This is a genomic window from Halobacillus sp. B23F22_5 (genome assembly GCF_043497085.1).
GTDB lineage: Bacteria > Bacillota > Bacilli > Bacillales > Halobacillaceae > Thalassobacillus.
Window position 1 is genome coordinate 62,331 of sequence record NZ_JBIEKI010000017.1, and the last position, 21,608, is coordinate 83,938.

Annotated in this window: 24 protein-coding genes; all 24 read left to right on the forward strand. The window is 35.1% G+C overall.

The genetic code is table 11. The annotated features are described in order from the left end of the window. The first annotated feature begins 1 nt into the window (after nt 1). The 24 genes from ACGTN9_RS17445 (at nt 2) to ACGTN9_RS17560 (ending at nt 21,110) form a co-directional block, all read left to right on the forward strand. A complete protein-coding gene (locus tag ACGTN9_RS17445) occupies nt 2–1,930 on the forward strand; it encodes a VirB4 family type IV secretion system protein (RefSeq protein WP_499595156.1) in 1,929 nt (642 codons plus the stop codon). A gap of 2 nt (nt 1,931–1,932) precedes the next feature. After that, a complete protein-coding gene (locus ACGTN9_RS17450; RefSeq protein WP_499595158.1) occupies nt 1,933–3,033 on the forward strand; it encodes a lysozyme family protein in 1,101 nt (366 codons plus the stop codon). 15 nt (nt 3,034–3,048) lie between these two features. Then, on the forward strand, nt 3,049–3,627 hold the full coding sequence (locus tag ACGTN9_RS17455) for a hypothetical protein (protein WP_499595160.1): 579 nt from the start codon (nt 3,049–3,051) through the stop codon (nt 3,625–3,627). Then, nucleotides 3,624–4,487, forward strand: coding sequence for a hypothetical protein (locus tag ACGTN9_RS17460; protein ID WP_499595162.1), 864 nt, complete (start codon nt 3,624–3,626; stop codon nt 4,485–4,487). The genes ACGTN9_RS17455 and ACGTN9_RS17460 overlap by 4 nt, the downstream gene beginning before the upstream one ends. Nucleotides 4,488–4,737: 250 nt before the next feature. Further along, nucleotides 4,738–4,995: a hypothetical protein gene (locus ACGTN9_RS17465; protein WP_499595164.1), complete on the forward strand. Its 258-nt coding sequence runs from the start codon at nt 4,738–4,740 to the stop codon at nt 4,993–4,995. Next, nucleotides 4,992–6,155: a MobP2 family relaxase gene (gene mobP2 / locus ACGTN9_RS17470; protein ID WP_499595166.1), complete on the forward strand. Its 1,164-nt coding sequence runs from the start codon at nt 4,992–4,994 to the stop codon at nt 6,153–6,155. The genes ACGTN9_RS17465 and mobP2 overlap by 4 nt, the downstream gene beginning before the upstream one ends. A 10-nt stretch (nt 6,156–6,165) precedes the next feature. Next, nucleotides 6,166–6,573, forward strand: a complete 408-nt coding sequence (locus ACGTN9_RS17475) for a hypothetical protein (RefSeq protein ID WP_499595168.1) — start codon at nt 6,166–6,168, stop codon at nt 6,571–6,573. A gap of 60 nt (nt 6,574–6,633) precedes the next feature. After that, nucleotides 6,634–6,915 (forward strand): hypothetical protein, encoded by a 282-nt coding sequence (locus tag ACGTN9_RS17480; RefSeq protein ID WP_499595171.1) that lies wholly within the window; start codon nt 6,634–6,636, stop codon nt 6,913–6,915. After that, on the forward strand, nt 6,902–8,395 hold the full coding sequence (locus tag ACGTN9_RS17485; protein ID WP_499595174.1) for an ImmA/IrrE family metallo-endopeptidase: 1,494 nt from the start codon (nt 6,902–6,904) through the stop codon (nt 8,393–8,395). The genes ACGTN9_RS17480 and ACGTN9_RS17485 overlap by 14 nt, the downstream gene beginning before the upstream one ends. A 59-nt stretch (nt 8,396–8,454) precedes the next feature. Then, entirely contained in the window at nt 8,455–9,378 is a 924-nt protein-coding gene (locus ACGTN9_RS17490) for a toprim domain-containing protein (RefSeq protein WP_499595177.1), read from the forward strand. A gap of 214 nt (nt 9,379–9,592) precedes the next feature. Then, the gene (locus ACGTN9_RS17495) at nt 9,593–10,213 is read left to right on the forward strand and encodes an AbiTii domain-containing protein (RefSeq protein WP_499595179.1); all 621 of its coding nucleotides are present in this window, start codon (nt 9,593–9,595) and stop codon (nt 10,211–10,213) included. After that, the gene (locus ACGTN9_RS17500) at nt 10,210–10,410 is read left to right on the forward strand and encodes a hypothetical protein (protein WP_499595180.1); all 201 of its coding nucleotides are present in this window, start codon (nt 10,210–10,212) and stop codon (nt 10,408–10,410) included. Before ACGTN9_RS17495 ends, ACGTN9_RS17500 begins: the two co-directional genes overlap by 4 nt. A 138-nt stretch (nt 10,411–10,548) precedes the next feature. Then, nucleotides 10,549–11,202, forward strand: coding sequence for a hypothetical protein (locus tag ACGTN9_RS17505; RefSeq protein ID WP_499595183.1), 654 nt, complete (start codon nt 10,549–10,551; stop codon nt 11,200–11,202). 103 nt (nt 11,203–11,305) lie between these two features. Next, nucleotides 11,306–11,929, forward strand: coding sequence for a YneF family protein (locus tag ACGTN9_RS17510; RefSeq protein ID WP_499595185.1), 624 nt, complete (start codon nt 11,306–11,308; stop codon nt 11,927–11,929). A gap of 361 nt (nt 11,930–12,290) precedes the next feature. Next, entirely contained in the window at nt 12,291–13,109 is an 819-nt protein-coding gene (locus ACGTN9_RS17515; protein WP_499595187.1) for a Hachiman antiphage defense system protein HamA, read from the forward strand. Further along, complete coding sequence (locus tag ACGTN9_RS17520) at nt 13,099–15,282, forward strand: DEAD/DEAH box helicase (protein WP_499595190.1); 2,184 nt, start codon at nt 13,099–13,101, stop codon at nt 15,280–15,282. Before ACGTN9_RS17515 ends, ACGTN9_RS17520 begins: the two co-directional genes overlap by 11 nt. 105 nt (nt 15,283–15,387) lie before the next feature. Further along, nucleotides 15,388–16,212: a hypothetical protein gene (locus ACGTN9_RS17525; RefSeq protein ID WP_499595193.1), complete on the forward strand. Its 825-nt coding sequence runs from the start codon at nt 15,388–15,390 to the stop codon at nt 16,210–16,212. A gap of 109 nt (nt 16,213–16,321) precedes the next feature. Beyond that, the gene (locus ACGTN9_RS17530; protein WP_499595196.1) at nt 16,322–17,416 is read left to right on the forward strand and encodes a hypothetical protein; all 1,095 of its coding nucleotides are present in this window, start codon (nt 16,322–16,324) and stop codon (nt 17,414–17,416) included. Further along, nucleotides 17,394–17,594 (forward strand): hypothetical protein, encoded by a 201-nt coding sequence (locus tag ACGTN9_RS17535; RefSeq protein WP_499595199.1) that lies wholly within the window; start codon nt 17,394–17,396, stop codon nt 17,592–17,594. The genes ACGTN9_RS17530 and ACGTN9_RS17535 overlap by 23 nt, the downstream gene beginning before the upstream one ends. A 94-nt stretch (nt 17,595–17,688) precedes the next feature. Beyond that, nucleotides 17,689–17,847, forward strand: coding sequence for a hypothetical protein (locus tag ACGTN9_RS17540; protein WP_499595201.1), 159 nt, complete (start codon nt 17,689–17,691; stop codon nt 17,845–17,847). Between the two features lie 564 nt (nt 17,848–18,411). Then, a complete protein-coding gene (locus tag ACGTN9_RS17545) occupies nt 18,412–19,578 on the forward strand; it encodes a YopA family protein (RefSeq protein WP_499595204.1) in 1,167 nt (388 codons plus the stop codon). A gap of 153 nt (nt 19,579–19,731) precedes the next feature. Further along, nucleotides 19,732–19,854 carry an XtrA/YqaO family protein gene (locus tag ACGTN9_RS17550; protein WP_499595207.1) on the forward strand — a complete coding sequence of 41 codons (123 nt, stop codon included), beginning with the start codon at nt 19,732–19,734 and terminating at the stop codon, nt 19,852–19,854. Nucleotides 19,855–19,868: 14 nt separating this feature from the next. Continuing rightward, on the forward strand, nt 19,869–20,630 hold the full coding sequence (locus ACGTN9_RS17555; protein ID WP_499595209.1) for a hypothetical protein: 762 nt from the start codon (nt 19,869–19,871) through the stop codon (nt 20,628–20,630). A 195-nt stretch (nt 20,631–20,825) separates the two neighbouring features. Continuing rightward, nucleotides 20,826–21,110 (forward strand): hypothetical protein, encoded by a 285-nt coding sequence (locus ACGTN9_RS17560; protein WP_499595212.1) that lies wholly within the window; start codon nt 20,826–20,828, stop codon nt 21,108–21,110. Nucleotides 21,111–21,608: the final 498 nt, after the last annotated feature.

Genomic DNA, 21,608 nt, shown 5'->3' on the forward strand with positions numbered 1-21,608 from the left:
CTTGTTATCAATTTTGAAAAGGAAAACAGATGAGGAGAAAACCAAGAGAAAGGGATATAACCCTTACCTACTCGCCCATATACAACCCCAAGGAGGTATTAATTTTCAGGAATCCTTTGTTCGTAAAGGTGATGGTTATGAAACATGTGTCCATGTTTATTTATTTCCCAAGAATGTAGCAGATTTTTGGTTAGAGCCGATTTTTAACATAGACAATGTCATTACGACCATGGATGTCGTATCAGATGATCGATACAAAGTGCGAGAGGGTTTAAACAAAGGGATGGCAGAGCAGAGCTCGCGCATCATCAATGAGAAAGATAATGCAGGCATTATTGAAGCACAAAACAATTACGATGACCTGCGAGAACTTTATAACCAGGTATCCGAACAAGGGGAGATCATCAAGCGTGTTCACTTGAGACATTACGTCAGTGCCCCAACCAAAATGGAATTAGAGGATACGGTAAAAACGGTTCTTTCCACTTTACAAGATGAAAACTTTCGAGGAGCTATTTTCTTAAATGAACAGGAGTATGAATGGCAATCCCTTCTTTCAAATTATACGGAACAATCCACGTATCGTAATAAACGAGAAGGTCAACCGATTCCAGCTTTAGGATTAGCTGGTGGTTTTCCTTTTCACTTTACTAGTTTAAATGATCCGTTCGGTATATTTTATGGCACCACGCTAACAGGAGGGAGTGTTGTGTTTGACCTCTTTCACCGTGATCACCAACGCAAAAGTTATAACGGTGTTATGGTCGGAGCAATGGGAGCTGGAAAATCGACAACCCTCAAAAAGATTATGCTAGACAATGCAATTAAGGGATATAAGGTCCGAACATTCGATATGACAGGAGAGTTTGCTGAATTAACGAAAGCTCTGGGTGGAAAACAAATTGCTTTAGATGGATCCGATGGCGTAATTAATCCCTTACAAGTCTATCGAACGGCTGAGGATGAAACCACTTCCTTTACGCAACATCTATCTAAATTAACAATATTCTATAAATTCTTAGCACCAGAAGCAAAAGACAGTGAGTTGAAAGAGTATGAGAATCTATTGAGAAGGCTTTATGAAACAAAGGGCCTTTGGAGCGATGGAGACGGAGCTGAATTAAACATAACGAAACGACCGGTGCATGACTACCCTATATTCACAGATTTTCTTTCATTTATAGAGGAGGAACTCTATGAAGATATCAATGAAGGAAAGCAACGAGAAAAGGTAAGCCAGGAAAGAAAGAGGCGACTGGAAAGTATTGAATTAAATATACGAAATATCGTAGAAACCTATGCTCACTTGTTCAATGGTATATCAACCATTGAACATTTTAATGATCAGCAAGTCGTCACGTTTACTTTACGAGGCTTGTCGCAAATGCGAGCAGAGGTATTTCAAGCCCAACTATTTAATGTCTTAAATCTACTATGGGACTCCATGTTAACTAATGGGGCCCCTCAATTTAAAGCCTATGATCGAGGGGAGCTAGCCTTTGAAGATGCAGTTCGATACTTGATATTGATGGATGAAGCTCATCACATTATTAATACCAAGAAGAAAAGCGAAAATGCGCTTGATTTTCTTACCAAATTTAGCCGGGAGGCAAGAAAATATTTTGGCAGTTTGCTATACGCAAGTCATACGATTCGCGATTTTGTCCCTGAGGGTTCAGATCAAAGTATGGTCGAAGAGATTAAGAAACTTTTTGAACTAACGCAATACAAAATTATTATGCAGCAGGATAGCAATAACTTAGAGATGCTGCAGCAGATCTTTACAGGCCAACTAAGCCAAAGTGAGATCCAAGATATCCCGTACCTTCAAACAGGGGAAACCATGTTAAGCATCCGTGCTGTTGAAAATATTCGTTTTAAAGTGGAGGTCTCAGGTGAAGAGTTAGAGTTGTTTGGAGGAGGTGCATAAGCTTGCCTTGGTCCCTTCTATTAGGACTAGTACCTCGTAAAGTATGGGCTTGGTTGTTAGGTATAGTCATTACACTATTCACTTTACAAATGGTCTTATTTGTCTCGGCAATTACGACTTTAATTGGTTTTCAAAAAAGTAACTCCAGTGAAGATGTTCAGTCGGTCGATATGGTAAACGGAACGGCCAAAGTTTCCGAAGAACTTGAGCAATATCGTCCTATATTTGAACGGTATGCAGCCAAGTATGGGGTCTCAGAATATGTTGAGCTTTTACTGGCTTTTTCCATGCAAGAATCAGGTGGTCGTCTGAATGACGTCATGCAAGCTAGTGAGTCCCTAGGGCTACCTCCAAACACCATACAAGATCCTGAACGAAGCATAAAAGCAGGGGTCCGATACTTCTCCGAGATGTTAGAGAAAGCTGGTGGAGATGTAAAGTTAACCCTCCAGGCCTACAACTTTGGAGGAGGGTTTATTGATTATGCAAATAAGCACAACAATGGTGAATACAGCAAGGAGTTAGCGATCGAGTTTTCCCGTATGAAATACCAAGAATTAAAGCATACGGGAATGTATTCTTGTATCCGTCCTGAGTCTGCAGCTACAGGTGCTTGCTATGGTGATATCGGTTATATAGAGGCGGTTTTGAGTTACCTCGAAGGCGGTGTTATTGAAACAGATATTCAACCAACAGGGGACTGGGTGATGCCCATTGCAGGAACTATTACTCAAACATCGGATTACGGAATGCGTTCCGATCCTTTTGACGGAACACCAGCCATGCATAGAGGAATTGACTTTGCCTGCACGAACGCTATTACGCCCATACAGAGTGTAGATAATGGTGAAGTTGTTGAGGTAGAAAGAAGCAATTCAGGGTACGGAAATAACGTTCTTGTTAAACATGAAGAGGGCCTATATAGTCACTATGCTCATTTGTATGCGATAAGTGTACAAAACGGGGAGGTTATACAAAAAGGGGAAGAAGTCGGTAAGTGTGGAACGACAGGAAACTCTACGGGTCCCCACTTACACTTTGAAGTAATGACCAAGAATCAATACGGATCGGATATAAATCCTGCTCCTTATCTTGGCTTATAGGAAAGGGGTAAATATATGAGTAAACGAGTTCTTTTTAGTCTGTTTCTAATTCTATTAATTACATTGACAGCGTTTAATGTGTACGTTCAACGTACTGCTTCAAACGATAAACTACAGGCTGAAATGCAACATCTTCAAAAGGAAAATCAACAAATGATAAAGGAAAGGAAGTCCTTGAAAAAGACCTTGAATCGAATGGATCCTTCAAAGGTACAAGCACAACATGATGCATTGGTAGAGCAAGTTTCTTCTTTTATTGAGACAGCTTTTGTGCATGAAAAAGAGAACTATCAAAAACGAAAAGAACAGGCACAAGCGATAATGAGCAGTGATTTAGTGGACACTTTTTTTCCAACAGATAACTATAAAGCAAACACAAAAACAGCCGTGAATGACGTGGAAACTTTTATTAAAACAGGTGACCTCTCAAACAACCATGCAACAGTATTAGTCCGTTTAAAACATACGCTATATTCTTTGCAGAGTAATCGAAAGCAAGTCTCTCCTGTGTTCCTGGAGTTAAATGCTCAGCTTCAGAATGACCATTGGGTTATCACCGACTTTAAAGATGTTAGGAAGGAGAGAAATGAATGAACCGGCAAACGAAACTTATTACAGACAGCACCTCAAAAAAATATTTAATGGGACTAAGCGTCATGGCTATGGCGCTTCTTTTTTTCTTGTCTTCCGGCTTTCTATTTGGAGAGGAAGATCGCTCCAAAGTTCAACAAACTCCCCTGAATAAACCTTTGAATTTGCGAGGCGCTGGTGAGTTAAAGATAGAAAACTGGACCTATAACCCATCAAAAAAGCTAATGGTCGTAACTTTGAATATTGATAAATCCACGTCCTTACTGAATGATAAATTGAGCTTTGTTGCTCAAGAAAAAGAACACCCGAAACGTGATCTTCCAACTAAAGTAGAGTATCACGATGAGAGGCGATATGTGATTAGTATCCAACAGGTAAGTTCTTCTTTTGATGTCATGGCTTTAGATATAAATAAAGAAGAAACCAATAGCTTTATGTCAGGAACCGAAGAGCAAATCTCACTGAAAGGAGGTGAGGAAGAGAAGGAGTTAGCACGTATCTATACCGATCAACAAGAGGTGAAACAGGATCAAACGTTGAGCATTCAAACGGAGCAGGAATATGAAGTATCTGCCGTATCCTTAGACCTCCGTCAAGCGAAACAAAAAGTTACAGATAAGGAAAGACAAATCAAAAAAATCGAGGAGCAATTAAAAGAGATTGATCAGAAAATAGTCGAGCTAGAGTCTCAACGATTGTATGAAACTGAAAAGGTGAAAGAGCAAACGGATGCTCAAATTGCTCAATTGGAAAATGAAGTTGATCGGCTTCAACGAGAAGCCACAGAGCACGAAACAGCAATACAAGCATTACAAGAAAAGATCAAAATGTTGGAAGAGAAACGAGAGATGTTGACGATATAAATTCTGTTCAATGAAGAGTAAACATCAACACAGGCGCCACACATCTCCTGTGTAGGGGCAACACATCAAGGTGGATATACGAATGATTGTTCCTGTTTTAGCCGCACAGCGACCGCACATCTGGAGAATTTCTTGTTCCCTCGTTTTGCCCGGCTCTGCCGGGATTCACACGCTAAGTGGGAACAAAAACCCCTTATGCTCTTCTCTTTACTCACTAGTTTCAAGAACTTAATCAAAAGGAGGGACTTTCATGGAAATAAGAATTCGGTATATGGATCCGAAAACCGTTCAACGAATTGACGAACTTGCGAAGCAAAAAGGATTAAGTCGGCAAGAGTTTTTACATGCTCAGTTGCAACAGTTAGCTGTTTTTCGAGAGGAGAACAATCGTGAACAAAGACTCCAGCAGTTAGTCGATCGAAACATTCAAACGATGGCTCATTGTTATACAGCAATTCGAGAGATGAATGAGTTCTTACATTTTGATGAACCAGGTGAGGACGTATGAATGAAACTGTTATTCCGGGAGTAGTCTTAAAAACAAAATTTGTGACAGCCAATAAAAAAGGATTCCAAGATTATGTACAGTACGTCGATCGTGAAGAAGCAAAGGGAAAAGGGGAAGCTCATCGGTCCATGTTTAGTTTATATAATCACTATATGGACGATCCGGATAAAACATCTGCCTTGTTTACTCAGCAGTCGGATCGTTTATCGGTGGAAGGAAAACAGGGCATTAAATCATTGTTTGAACAGGCTCAAAAGAAGAATAGTATCATGTGGCAAGATGTTATTACATTTGATAATGATTGGCTTCAAAATCGAGGCGTTTATGATTCAAAAACGCACACCTTAGATGAAGATGCTTTGAAGCAAGTGACACGAAAATCTATGCAGGCCATGATGAAAAAAGAGGGGTTGCAAGAAAGTGCTATCTGGTCGGCGGCCATCCACTATAACACCGATAACATTCATATTCATGTAGCCACGGTCGAACTGAACCCGACTCGTGATCGTGGAAAGCGAAAACCGAAAACTTTAGACGCGATGAAAAGTGAAGTGGTCAATGGATTGTTAGATCGAACGCAAGAACGAAATCAAATAAACGCTTTGATCCGTGAGCACATGGTGAATCGTAAGAAAGATAATAGCAGCATGAAATGGAAAAACATAGAGATGAAACCTCTGTTTCTCGAAGTGTATAATCACTTGCCTAAAGATAAGCGACAATGGCACTATGGCTATCAGACTTTAAATCCTCTTCGATCAAAAATTGATGAACTAACAACAAGGTATTTAAATAAGTATCACGCCAAAGATATGAAGCAGCTGCATGATAAATTGGATCAAGAGGTGTGTGAATTAAAACGAGCCTATGGCGATGGACCTAAAGATAAAAAGCGCTATCAGCATTACAAACAAAACAAGTTAGATGATCTCTATAAACGAATGGGCAATGCATTCTTACAAGAAATGAAACGGTACGATTATCAGAAGTATTCTAGACAAACTATCAATACAAATGCTCCTTATAAGTCCATGCCTGCAGGGATTCATTTGCAACGTTCCTTAAGAAGCATTCAACGTTCGATGGGGCAAACGTATGATCAGTTTATCAATGACTTGGATCATCAGAAGTTGGAACAAGAAATCGAAAGAGAAAGGTAGGGGTACATGAATGAGAAAGCGTCAAAATGTCACGCTTCATGAAGAGACAATTGCGTTAATTAAAGAGTATCAGGAACAGCACCATATTCGTTATCCAGGTGAAGCTTTAGACCGTATGATTGACGAATGGGAATCCCAAAATGCAACCGATCATTCTCAAGAATATCTTCTGAGTTTGATGGCTCAACGATTCCAAGAAGTCTTTTCAGAAGAGATGAAACGGTTGCGGTTAGCAGCCAATCGAAGTGATAAAAATACGCAGGTACTTCTTGAATTAATGAATGGCTTTGCGATGGATCAAAACTTAGAAAGCTGTGTTACGACACCGATCTTTGAGAGCCAAGCGATGAAGGATGCGATACAAGCAGTAGAAGAAAGAATCAGTCATCAGCGTCAAAAAAGAATAAGCGCGACATAGATACAACCAGCATCAATCTTATGGTATTCATGAGAAATTATTAATAAAGGAGATGAATGGATGTTTTTGTTTAACAGTAATTATGAGATAGGTGTATTTAAGCGTTTAAGTGAAAATAACGAGCTTGTGATGGAAGTGGGCCAAGAGGTATATAGCCTGACATTAAATGATGAAGAAATGGCTGATCTTGAGCAGCATTTAATGAATCAAGAAAACTTGCTTATTCCGTTTAATAAATCAACCAAGGAACTAATTCTGGATACCCAACCAAACTACGATGAAGAGGAAATGGAAGAGCTTATGAACATCAGTGATGGAGCTGAATATCATGGCGAAGACTAAACGACCTTATAAAAAGAAAACGCCTGAACAGGTGAAAGAAGAGATCAATCATTTGACGGAAGGCATGGAGAAGAGCATCGCCAATCACTTTCATTCTCCTGAACAAATGAAAGATTATCTGGACTTTATGGGGAAGTTCCATCGATATTCCCCGCGCAATACAGCGTTAATCGATTCGCAGTTTCCTGGGGCTGAAGCTGTAGGTTCCTATGCATTCTGGAAAGAAAAAGGATTTCCAGTAAACAAAGGAGAGAAAAGTTTAAAGATTCTTGTACCCAATCGATTAGGTCAGCAATTTCAAAATGAAGAGGGCGAATGGAAACCTTTAAAGTATGCGACGAAAAAAGAAAAGCAATTAGTTAAAGACGGTCAACTCGACAAACGAGATGGCCGTCTTGTTTATTCTACAGGAAGTGTGTTTGATATCTCTCAAACATCAGCCACTCAAAAGGATCTACCCCAGATCTTTCCTAACAAATGGATTGATGGACAGGTTGAAAACTACAGTCAGCTTCGAAGAGGGATGGAGGATATAGCTGAGAAAAATAACATACGAATTGTAGAGCCTTATGAAGAGTTAGGGGCAGCCAAAGGAGTGAGTTATACCGGACGAGGAGAAGTAGCTCTTAATCCACGTAATTCGGAGCGTCAAGACACAAAAACGCTGTTACATGAACTAACTCATGCCAAACTTCATACAGAAGAAAACATGAATGACTATACCAAGCCGGAGAAAGAGTTTCAGGCGGAAATGACTGCTTATACCGTTGCTTCTTATTTCAAAATCGATACCAGTGACTACTCATTGGATTATCTGCATCACTGGACCAAAGACCATGATTTTAAAGACCATGAAAAGCTATTACAAGAAGTTCAGTCAACAGCTAAAGAATTCATTATGACCATTGAAGAATCAATGGAACAAGAAAAGGAAGGGGAGATAACTATGAGTGTTAAAGAACCAAAACATGAAATGGAAGAGGAAAGACAAGAAAGGGAGAAGTTACCTTCAGAAAAACTTCGGGATATGTACAGAAACCAAGTGAGCAAGTCTGAGAGGGATAGCGGGCCGTTTGGCAAGGAAGAAAAGCCAGAAGAGGAGTATTCCTGCCAAGACTTCAAAGACGCTTATAAGAAGGAGCTCATGAACTTTATTGAACCAACCGTCGGAAAAGAATTAGATAAAGAAGAAAACAATGACCGACAAGAACGTTTAAATCAGATGCGGGCTTTTCAAGAGACTCATAGTAAAGAAGAGGTGTATCAACTCAAAAAGGAATCTCTTCAAGAATTGAAAGAACTTCCATTAACGGATCGCGGAGAGCAACGCCTATCTCAAATCGAAAGTAAGTTGGACCGAGAATTCCATGAAGAGAAAGAAAAAGAAAGCACTACTTCGGTAATGAAGCATGGAAAGGGAAATAAGGAAGCATTTCAGCAGAAGGAAATGCAAAATGAAAAAGTAGAGGTTGAACGCTAGACAGGGAGTTTTCTCCCTGTCTTTTTTTATATCTAATTTTAGAAAGGAGGAAGTGCTGCATGGCCAAACATGTAAGCGCGGACCAAGTGGAGGTTGCTCGAAATGTGGATCTTGTAGACTATCTTCAACGTAAAGGGGAGCCATTGAAGAAAGAGGGAAGATACTACCGGCATCAAGTGCATGATAGCTTAGTAATTAAAGACCAATTGTATGCCTGGAACTCTAGAGACGAAAAAGGAGCTGGAGTCATTAACTTTGCGAAAATGTTTTATGGAATGAGCTTTCCAGAAGCGGTGCTCGATTTGAATGCGCAAGGTTATAAAATAAAAGACAACGTCCAAGAGGAAGAGCCTAAGGAGCCTTATCAATATCCTTCCCAGTATGAAGTGAACGATAGGAAAAAGGCTAAGGAATATCTTACGAATGAACGGAAAATTCACCCTAAGATTGTTAATTGGCTTGATAATAAAGGTTTAATCGCGCAGGACAAGCTCGGTAATGTGGTTTTTAAGTGGAAACATCAGGGAGAAATAGTGGGAGCAGACCGCCAAGGAACCTTTCCAATGAAGGATGGGCGATTCTTCAAGGGAATTGATAAGAACAGTCATGGTTCTGCAGGGTTTTCAGTAGATATTGGAAGACCTATTTCCATTTACCTTTTTGAAAGCCCGATTGATGCACTTTCCTATTGGAGTATTAAGAAAGAAAAGCTGCAAAACACGCGCTTAGTTTCCATGTCTGGGCTTAAGCGTCAGACAATGATAGATGAAATTAAACGAATGGGGAAAGAAGGTAATAAGGTAAAACAAATAACTTTTTGTACGGATAATGATAAAGCTGGAAGGGAGTTTGCTACAAAATATCACCGACTAATAACCCAAAGCAGAATTGATTTGCCTACTAATAAAGATTGGAATGTAGAGATTAGGAATAAGAAGAATATAGTAATGCAAAGCTCTTGTTCCCAAGCGAGTGAAAGGTAATATAGCGTTACTGTTATTTAATCTACTATAAGGTTTAATATCACATCAGGAGAATCATTAAATAGGTTTTTAAGATATTTATAGTAGTATTTTTTCTAAAATATTACAATTAATAGTGTATAATGAAACTGTGATATTTAGGAGAAAGGATTGATTAAATGGCTAGAAGTCAACTGCTAAAGGATTTAGTTGGGGGAAAAGAAAACATATTCTTTTGAGATTAAAAGTAATACTCTCCGACCTAGATAATGAAATAATTATAAATTGGATAGATGGGGAGTTACAAGGTTATAAAAGAATGAACGTTCCTGAGTATAGAATAATAAAAGGGGAACTAATGGGAACTTATATTTTAAATTACCAATATAAGTACACTAATGCTCCTGTTCCAGTAGAACATGTACTGGACGAAGAAAGGATTAATCAACTTAGAATTATAACTATAACTGATAGTATTACAACACTGCAAAACGTTCTAAATCACGAAAATAAAGATTATTATGGTAAAATCATTCCTACTGCCCTTTGCCATTATATTTCAACTGAGTTATTCCAAATTGCTGGAATGAGGGCAACTATTGCTTCTAATCACCTTGACGGAATAGTTTCAAAAGTGAAGTCTAAATTAGTTGAGATTGTAATGGAGCTAGAAAAACAATTTGATAATTTGGATGAAATGGATATAAAATCTCAAATCGAAGAAGATCATTCTAAGAAAAAACAAGTTGTCTTAAATATTGAGCAAATTATTTATGATGGTTCTATTAATGTAGGTGATAAAAATAAATTTAGCAAGTCAAGGTTTGGCCATTTATTTGGGGGTGAAAATGCTTGAAAATAAGTATTGGAGATAAAAATAAATTTAAAAATTCCTCAATAGGTCATCACTTTGGTCCGAACAAAGATAAAAAGAATTACACAGACAGACACCCTGTTATTATTTCATTTGTAGTTTCTTTTCTCGTTGGTTTTATTTTACTTTTTTCATTTTGGGATAAAGTGATTATTTGGATAGAAAGTTTTTTAAATTAGAGTGAGACATATTAGGCAGTATTAAGTAAATATTGGAGTTCGAAGCGAATTCAACATCTGGAATATCATTAATAGAAAGCAATAATCTATATTTGATTATCTAAAATATCAAGGGTAGTATTATCAAACTTAGGAAATGTGATTGATTCCTTAGCTGGAGTGGTATTACTTATGAAAAAATTTTTAATTAATTTATTTGATACTAATCAGTACTATTTTTATATATTAATTCTTGTGATTATGATGTTTTTGTTCAATAAATATCAAATATTGAATTCGATACTTACATACCTATTTCTAATTCTTATTTACACAAAAATCATTAGGTCTTCTATTCAAAAAGCTAATACCATTCTTAAGCAAATAGCCTGGCTATTGTTTATTCCGGCATTAATTTCATTATTACCTTTTGTTCCTATTGAGTCCTTATTTCCTAACATAGTGCATAATGATTATTTCTTTATTTCTGTATTTATAATTTTTTTTACATTATCTTGGGTACTTGCAGTTTTTGTTTTTGATCTCCACACAATTAAGGTTGCCATACAGGTTATTAACGCACTTTTTTTAAGTATTTTAAGCATAACTTTTCTTTTGTATTTTACTTCAGATGCTTTAGTTAATTTGTTAAGTAAAGAAATTATTGTAGAGATGCAAAAAGAGAATCTTGGAATAGAAACTTTTTTAGATTTACTTATAAAAGCTATAACAATACCCTATGTACTTGCTGGTATATGGGCAAATGTAGGAATTACTTATAAAGAGTATCTTGTTTCCAAAAAATGTGAATAAAGCCTTTTATACAAGGTGAAATATCTTTGACCTAAGAGTATAGAGGGTTAAACAAAGAAGAGTCGATTGCTTTTGGTTAACTAATTGGATAGGGTGGATTAAATTGTGGGCCAATACCTTTAACTTATATAGTTTAATTGATAATTGGTATAATATCGATTTCGAAGTATTTAAAGAAATTTTCACTTATATAAGTCCTTTTATTGGTCTTTTAGGTGGTTTTCTAATAGCTAGGAAATCGTTTATGTGGCAATTAAAACAACAAGAAATAAATGAGGAACAGTACATCGTAACATTAGTGGAAAGAAGCTTAGATGAGATGGTGTATAATCAATCAGTTATGGAAATTATGCTTGATGCTTTTAATCAAAGCAATAGTTCAAGAAATGACCATTGGGAATGGTTAGAAACAATCGCAGACTCATTACAATTTAATTCAATTAAAGTATTATTAAATAATGTCACAAAACAGAACAGGTTAGAACTTGCAATTGATCAATTATACGTATCGTTTCATGAAACACTTGCTTGTTATAACGATATAAAACAAGGGTATGCAAAACACCGTTTTCTATATTCATTTAAATCAGATTCAAGAACTGCCAATGAAACCTTTGAAAATATTAAAAATAATCTTTCCCTTACCATAAAAGGATCACGTAACTATGCTGAAATAGTCTCGAAGGAGCTAAACAGTGTGCGTGATGGAGAAATAAAAGCGAAATAGAACTGTATTTATAAATAGAATAGTAGCGGTTTATTTTTAGGCATTTATTAATAGGTTCTTATCTTGTTGTTAATTAAGTTTGTTAGCTGAATTTTTGGTCAGCTTTTTTTAAACGTGAAAGCATTAAAATTGCCAAAAAGTAAGGTACTTATAAGGGTGGAAACTAAGGATACCATGCCGGGGCTAAAGGAAAGGATAAAGTGATTTATGATGAAATCGTACGGTTAATTCACATGAATGAGATGTTAGATTAGGTCAATTAACTAGTTCATAGTATTGTAAGGAATATAATGGTAAAATTGTAATTGGATTGTTATTTCAATACAATCCAATAATACTATTATTTAGGGTGGATCTAACTATGCAATCACAAGTAGAACATACAAGGTGGTTACTTGACACTGGAAAAACAATTAAAACTGAAGATGGTCGTGATATAGATGTATGGGAATTTAGGCATGAGGATGATGAAAATGTATTGAGTCAATGGGCAAATCATTTTAGAAATCATTATTGTACTGATGAGGAAATAGATTTTTTAAGAAATGGTACAGGACTGACAAGATCTGAATACCTGACAGAAATTAAATTTCCAGATTCAGCAAAGCCCCCTGGACCAAGTATTAGAGCAGGGGACTTTGCTGAAATTTTGGTGTCAGATTATTTAGAATATATATTAAATTACTGGGTGCCCCGTACTAGATATTCTGACAAAACAATAAGAAATGAATCCTCTAAGGGTTGCGACATAATAGGATTTAAGTATGTTGATGAAAATGAAGAATCACTAGATGATACATTAACTATATTTGAAGCTAAAGCTCAATTCACTGGAAAAAAACCGAAGACTAAGCTGCAGGAGGCCATAGAACATTCAGCAAAGGACCAAGTTAGAAAAGCTGAATCACTAAATGCAATTAAACAAAATTTTTATAGAACTAGTAACTTAGAAGAAGCTCTAAAAATAGAAAGATTTCAGAATAAAGTAGATAATCCTTTTAAAGAATTATCTGGTGCAGTTGCCCTATTCTCTTCTACGGTTTTTGATGAAGATGTCATCTCTAAATGTAATGCAACTGATCACCCTAACTTAGAGAACCTTGAACTTTTAGTGGTCCATGGTAATGATATGATGAATCTAGTTACTGAATTATACAGGAGGGCAGGGGATGAAGCCTGAAAATAAATCCAAGTCGTTATTGGGCGTCACTCGTTCTAAAGCTAAAATGTATGAATATGGTATACCTGATAAGGATCATATAAATATGTCAAGAGACCCAAACGAATTATTTAGTCTCACGATAGGAATGCTAGGAGATTTAGCAGCAAAAATTAATAATGGAGGGATTGAAAAAGAAATCTTAAACGAACAGCAGAAAAACCTCCAATTTTCAGCACACTTCTTTGATACCTTTAATGAATCAAAAATACAACATGATATTGAAGAGTATTTACTACTACTCGGCTCAGCATCCTACTTTCTATGTGATTTACACGGAAGCTCCAAAGTCTTGGTGAATAGGATAAAAGTAAATAAACTTAACCTTCAGTGTAATGATTTAGATTTTTTATTGTATAGAATATTAATAGGGGACTTTAGCAGTCCATTAAATTTAAGTGCCAATATTTATGAAGCACTTATTTCTAATATAATTGTTTATTTAAAGAATTTCTTTGAGAATGGAAGATATCAAAAGGAATTACTAGATACCGTAAGCAATCTAAGAGGGTTGGTGTACAACAATGGTTTTCCTCGTGAATTATTGTTTGTAGATGTAATAGGTGCACTTATAAAGAAACGACTAGAAGATTCTGTTTGGAACTCTCTCCCAAAATATACTGGTATAAGCGTCGAAGAGTGGTCCCATGTTTTTAGAAAGGGGAATTTTGTTAACGAACTTTGGCCTGCCCAACGTCTTTTGGGTGAGAATGGAGTATATAATGGAGAATCTGCAGTAGTACAAATGCCGACTAGTGCTGGAAAAACAAAGTCTACAGAAATAATAATTAGAAGTGCTTTTCTATCAAATAGAACTTCTTTAGCTGTTATTGTTGCTCCGTTTCGAGCTCTTTGTAGTGAAATTACAAATGAATTAAGTAGGATTTTCAGTGGAGAGAATATTAGTGTTGATCAGTTGTCAGATGTGCTTTCTATCGATTTTGATTTAAGTAACTTTTTAAATCAAAATCAAGTGTTAGTTGTTACACCAGAAAAGTTACTGTACATTTTACGAAGGTCTCCTGAACTTGGAGAGAAAATTGGTCTATTGATATATGATGAAGGTCATCAATTTGATAATGGTAAGAGAGGAATTACTTATGAGCTATTATTAGCATCTTTAAAAAATGTTGTACCCAAAAGTGTACAAACTATACTTATCTCTGCGGTAATCAGTAATGCTGAGGAAATTGGAAAATGGTTAAATGGCGATGATGGAAAAGTGATCTCGGGTACTTATTTAACACCTACATATAAAACAATAGCCTTTGCTAGTTGGGTTGATCAGCTAGGACGTATGGAGTTTGTAGACATAAAGAACCCTGAAAATAATGAATTTTATGTTCCAAGGGTTATTGAGGAAACAAAACTGAGCCTCAAAGGAAAAGAAACTAAGGAACGTTTTTTTCCTGATAAGAATAATGGAAATTCTATAGCGAGTTATCTAGGTTTAAAACTTATATCTAATGGCAGTGTAGCAATTTTTTGTGGTACTAAGTTAAGCGCTACTAGTCTTTGCAACCTTATAATAGATGCCTTCGATAGAGGAATTAACTTCCTGAAACCTATAGAATACTCTAATCAAATAGAGGTTATTAAAATACACGAGTTGTATAAAAGTAATTTAGGATTGGATTCCGCTGAAACCAAAGCAGCGGAAATAGGCATTTTCACACACCACGGTAATGTACCAAATGGAATAAGACTCGCAGTAGAGCATGCTATGAAAGAAAATCAAGTGAAGTTTGTGATTTGTACATCTACTTTGGCTCAAGGTGTAAATTTACCAATTCGATATTTGATACTTTCTAATCCGTATCAAGGTGCAGAAAAAATAAAGGTGAGAGACTTTCATAATTTAATTGGACGTGTGGCACGATCAGGTATACATACTGAGGGAAGTATTATATTTGCAGATCCTAAAATTTATGACCAAAGACAAAACAGAGTGTCTAATTGGAGATGGAAACAAGTTAAGGACCTTTTAGAAGAAAATAAATCTGAACCATGCATAAGTACCTTAGACTCGCTTTTTGAACCACTTGAGAGCGATAACAAGAAGTATTATATTCAAATGGGTCCATTAGATTTTGTGACTATTTATGTTGAAGATAAAGAGAGGTTTAATAACTAAGCTGATGAACTAGAACAAGATGGTTTTTCGAAGAATGGACTAAGAAACCAAATAGGTTGGAGATTAAACATAATTCAGTCTATAGAAAGTTATCTAATGAGCTTCATGGATGATAGCACTGAATTAGGAGATGAGGAAATAATTTTGCTTTCAACTAGTACTTTATCTCACTTTATTGGTAATGAAGATAAAAGGGAGCAAATTGAAAAGTTATTTGAGCTTTTACTAACCAATATAAAAGAAAAAGTTAGGGATGAAGAGAAAAGAGTTATTTATGGTAAGACATTATTTGGTGTAGATATCTCTATAGATATAGAAGAATGGACTTATAGAAATCTTGAAAATATTAGGTCGTGTAGAAGTTATGATTGTTTACTAAAACTAATATGGCCAATAATGAAAAAACACATTAATAATAAAACCTTTAAGAAAGTTGAAGATAAAGATATATTATTGGATTTATTAATTGGTTGGTCAGAAGGGTACTCTTATAAGCTTTTATTTGATATGGTTTCTAATTCTGGTGCGAAATTACAATCAGAGAAACAGACGCGAAATATCAACCTAGGCCATCTAATAGAATTATGTGATAATGCATTTTCTTTTGATGCGTCACTAATTATTAGTGCTGTTACAGATGTAGTAGAATTTCTTCATCCTCGTGAAGACACAGTATCAGAAAATTTAAAAACCCTGCAAAAAAAGGTGAAATACGGATTACCAAATAAGTCCTCAATTATTTTTTATGAGCTAGGTTTTTCTGATCGAGTTATATCCCAGGATTTATCAGAAAATTTTCAAGGAAGTTATCCTACAAGAAGTAGATTAATAAGAGGAATAAAAAAAAGGTATAAAGAAATAACCAGAATATTATCAAAATATCCATCCTATTACCAATCAGTTATGTCTAATATATTTAATGTTAATTAATACACATATTCATTGACATTATTAAAGTTAAATTTATGGTTTTGTGAAATAATATTTGCGAGAAAATACTGACGCTAAATATATCGGTAAGTAATGGAGGGCACCTGATGTGAGCAAATCTGACAATTATGACCTTATTCTTTCTTCTATATCTAACATAAAAGACGATTATGACAAGGTTTTACTCGAACTGAGGGATTTAGATAATAGGCAAAGGAATAACTCAATCGGGTGGATATTTAAACCTTTGGTCAGAGGATTATTAAATTATACCCCATTCTTTCCAAGTAACTCGAATTCCTTAATTACAAAAGTCACTTCATCATCAATACTGCAACATATGGGACTGGTTGCTTTTATTACTGGATCAATTAATCAATTCAATAATTTGACTAACACATTATTGTTAATTGCTACAGTTTTGTTTTATTGTATCTCTGTAGTCGTTAATTTCAAAAGGGAAATTACAGTTTTTGATGAGTACTTTGATATTTCTGCTTTTAGGAGTCTGGAAAAACTAATCCATACAAAGTTGGTATCTAAGTATATAGAGTCTGCACCATTCACTTTTGGGTTACTTTATGATTACATCAAGGATCTTTTACATAATTCAAGTAAACACCTTCAAGAAGTGTACAGTGACCTACAAGATAAAGAAAAAAAGCTCCAATTACTGCAAACAGAGCTTGAAAAATCCAAGTTGCACGTTGGTGAAATGAGTAAATCTCTTAAGTATCAAATAGGGTTACAAAGTCATTTGAATAAGACTATTCTTAGAATTATTGATGGTAACTTTAATAAAGAGGATTTACATTTAGTATGTAACTTTTCTCTCTTTAGGGAGGAGGGAAATATTCTCACATTAGATGCTTCTCATGGTCTTACTAGAACTCCATCTAATTTAAAATTGGATAATTTAACTGAAAGTCAGAAAGATTGGGCTGTAATAAGGGCATATTTAGATGAAGAGGAAGGTATATATGAAGATATATCCCATAATAGGAAAATCGTTTCCCAACGGTTTCGTATGGTGGATAATACAATTTATGTATATAGCTACCACTATGATAGTCATAGAGATGAGGATTATGGTATAATAAAAACACAGGAAGCCTCTAAGACAATATATACTCTAATATCTTATTGGCATTCTGAATGTATTGCTAAGGAGGACGTACGTGATGAGAGAAGCAAAGGTAATTAAAAAAGTTAATGGGTTGACGTCGTCCCAGGATATATTACGGGATGCTAAAGAATTAGAGAGAAGTATCGATGTAACCCTGAGAGAGACCAAGTCTCGAAATAGTATCTCCAATAATCAAGAACATGAAAAATTTCTTGCGCGGCTAAAAGAAATGGAACAAGCGTTAATGCATAGCTAAAGAATTAGAAAGAACTATCCATGAAAATTGGATAGTTCTTTTTTTATTGAGGGACAATATGATGTATAAAGCTTTCATTTAGGAGAGTGTCCCTATGAGTAAGGATAAGCCAAATAAAAAAGTGGTTCCTTTATTCCCTGTATCAAGAGTTAGGAAAGTTGAGGTTACTTCTGCAAGAGACCTTATTAAAAAATCTGACCAACTTATTAATGAATTAGATGATTTACTCGAAACACTTAAAGATAATAAGTAACTGTCCTTGCTTTCAACTTTATTAAACAGATATTGCTTAAAATTATAGATATCAAAAATGTGGAGACTAGTGTTGTACTAAGTCCCTACTGAAATTTAAAGATGAAGGAGGAGGTCATCAAATGACATACTTTATGGCATACTATAGCTAATAAATTATTATATTTCTTTACAAAATACGTAGGAACCTTAATAGTAAAAGTAGAATAATACTCTTATTTTGGATGTTATTTTGCTTTATTTAGTTAGGTGAATCCATGGGCGGCATGATGTAAGCTGTCCTAAACCCTTTGCTATACAAGGATTTGAAACCCTAAAATTGAATATTGACTGGATTTTTGATATCTAAGTCTCAATCTAAAAGCCTCTCAGAAGTCTAATATACTTTGAGAGGCTTTTTACTTCTTCATATGAATTTTGTTATGGGATAATAAAAATCCAATTTTATTTATGGGAGGATAATTTTATCGAATACAAATTTAACCCTACAGACGTAATATATTCAGGAAAGATCACTTTAACGAGAAAAGATTCGTATATTATCTTAGAAGGTACAATCACAAACTTGTTCTCTTACAAATATAGGATCAAAGTAGAAGGCGAAATTATTGAGAAAAGTAACAAGATAGGCCCTTTTGACGAATTGTTAGGGGATTACAATATTGAAGCTGACAACTTGTATGGTAAGATATTGGTTTACAAGACAACTGGGGATATAATGTTTGGACAAATCACCAAAGAACTTACTACTTGTCTAAATGATATAAATAAGTTGAATTTTGAACTTGTTAACCTTAGAGAAATTGGGAGTGAAGTAATTCATACTGAAAATACTTCATATAGAGGTTTTTCTTATTTAGAGTTAAATGGTTGGGTAATTGAATTACGATTGAAGAATTCATATAAAAAGTTGTATGAAGAGTTGAAAGAATATGGGGGATTTGCTCAAACTCATGAAGGAACGGTTTATCGGAAAGATAAAAGTTCCTTTGATTTTATGGAAGTGAGAGCTACTATGGAGGAACTATTCTCTTATCTTTCGTTTACTTGCGGTAGAAGGATTTATCCGTCTTATTATAAGGGAGATAAGAACGGCAATACAGTTTATCAAAGGTATGAAGCAAGGTTAATCGACCAATGGAGTACTCCACATACCTGGTACCCAAAAATTGAAAAAGAAATATACCAAGATTTATTTGAGGGTTATTATTCATTATGGCAGCACGAGGTTTGGAAGCCGTCTAAAAATATTTTATTAGGAACTTATTTAGAGTGCTTTTCACAAGTGACTCTTGAAAATCGTATTTCTTCGATTCAAATTGCGTTGGAACTAATTACACGTGTTTATTTAGTAAATTATAAGTGTGTAATATCTAATAGAAAATTCAAAAAAATGGATACAAAGGAGCGATTTAAACTTCTTTGTACCAATATGGAAATCTCTTTAGAGCATCCTATAGAATTTTTAGAAAGGCGCAACGGAAATTTCAATGACCCAATTAGCTTTTTTGTGGATATCAGAAACTCCTTAGTTCATTCCAAGAAAAAGATAGAGCTATCCCATAATAACCTGGTTAGTGCATATTATATTGGTTTATGGTTATTAGAACTTTGCTTTTTGAGGCTGTTTAATTATTATGGGAAATATAAAAACAGATTATCAAAAAGTAATTGGGAAGGCGACGTTGATTTAGGAGGCTGTTATTATTTAGTTCCATGGCACAACCATTAAATATTATTACTACGATTATGCTATGCAGGTTTACACTAAATAAACTATTAAACCTGAATAAATAAACCACTTTTGCCCTGTGAATTGGGGTTAAATTTCTTAATAAATTCTAATTTTGAGCTTAGTCTAGTGCACCCTTCATAAGATCACTGTGTGCTTGATGGGAGACAAGGAATAGCAAGAGTAACTGTTGTGGTAGAGCATGAATTTACCATAATTGAGACATCTAAGGGAAAAACTGCTAAAATCAAATGTGAAGAAGGTGAATTGTTTTAGGAAGGTGTGCTCGTATGAATGAAATAAAAAATATAATGGAAATTATACCTATTCCCTCATATTTTGTAATGGTCATAGTAATTATATTTAAATCTGCACCAATTTCTACTTTGACGGCTGATCCTCTAGAAGAAAAACTGTATTCGAAAGAAAAAAGGTCTGTCTTAAGTATACTTAAACATTCTTTCTTCACATTTATATGGTTTATGTTATTTTACGGTTTAGCTAGTAGTATTAAAATCTATCTTTGGGTAGCGATAATTAGTATGGTTCTGCTATTAGGTTTGTTTATTTATCTTATTTCTACGGAAATAAAACCGGCACTAAAAGATAGGTATAGGCTCAACGTTTTTTTAGTAGCGTTATCAGTACTATTATTAGCGGTGAGTTTCCTTTTTTTCATTCCTCCAATAGATATCGAGAATGATAGTAACCTAAGTATTTTGAATTCCCTAGCTTATTGTCTGACATTTGGTTTGGTTATGCCTATTCTGTTGAAACCAGGAGCTCTCTTAATTAAATGGTCAACAATTAAAGCTTTTTATTTTAAAGAAGTATGCCCTGAAACAGAAAAGGAATGGGTTTGGTATATACATTACCCAATTAATAAAGAATTTGTTCTGATTGGTAATGAAAAATATCCGATAAGTTCTGAAATAAAAAAAATTATCTCCAAAGAAAAGTTAATGGATCAAATCATTTATTCAATAGATATTGATTCAAAAGACAATGGTGCAAAAGATACTGACTCATCGGAAAAAAATTGGCCGAGATAGGGAAGCCTGAGGACGCAAATTGAGAGCTTTACGTTCTTGGTTTGTGTTCTCTTTTTATTTGTCTAAGGAGGAAATAAGCAAAATTATATTATTCAGTGGAAAAGTAATATATAGAAAGGATAAATGGTCAGAAGCGAGGAATTTATCGCTCGGAGAAGATATATGGTTAGCTTAATGGAAGGGGCGAGATTAAAGATGAACAAAAAACAGGTTGAGAATGTATTGCGTGATTACAACTGGATGATCAACGAGATTAAGAGACAAAGAAAATTGCTTGAGGGTGCAGGTACCAATCTTGTAGCTCAGTCTGGAATCGAATCGACTCTTCCAAAAGCTAAAGGGGAGATAGGAGATCCAGTAGCTCGTGAGGTAATCCGTCGAGATAAGAAACATACTTGGATTTTTAAGCTTGAGAGAAAAGTTCTATACATCCAGGAGCGAATGTTGTTATTGAAGAGGAAAGAGAGAAGGCTGTCCTGAGAATATATTTCATTATTTTGGATAATCATTAAAATGGAATAAAAGCCGCTAATACTCAACTAAATTAGTGGCTATTTTAACTAATTTACTTAGGCGAAACTATGGGCAGCATGATGTATAAGGAATAATCCTATTACATTAATGGCTCCTATACTGTAGACCGGATATGGTATTGCCTGAGAACATCGTATTAAAGTGAAACATAGATTTGCTACTTGTTAATATCATATATATCTTTGGGGCAGAATTTCATTATTTAAGCCCCATTTTTATTTGTAACCATCCACGTCCTGTTTCTTCCATATGCACTCCAACAGCCTTCTTGGTTGTTGGTTTTTTTGTTGCCGAATTGTTGCCCAAATTAGGCAACAAGCCTCCTTTTTAATCCTAAAAGAACCTAAAGCTATCTAATTTAAGTCTACAAACTTGCCATTTCATCGCATTTTACATAAAATGAAAATATAATATCATAACGATTCCATCTTCGGGGCAGGGTGA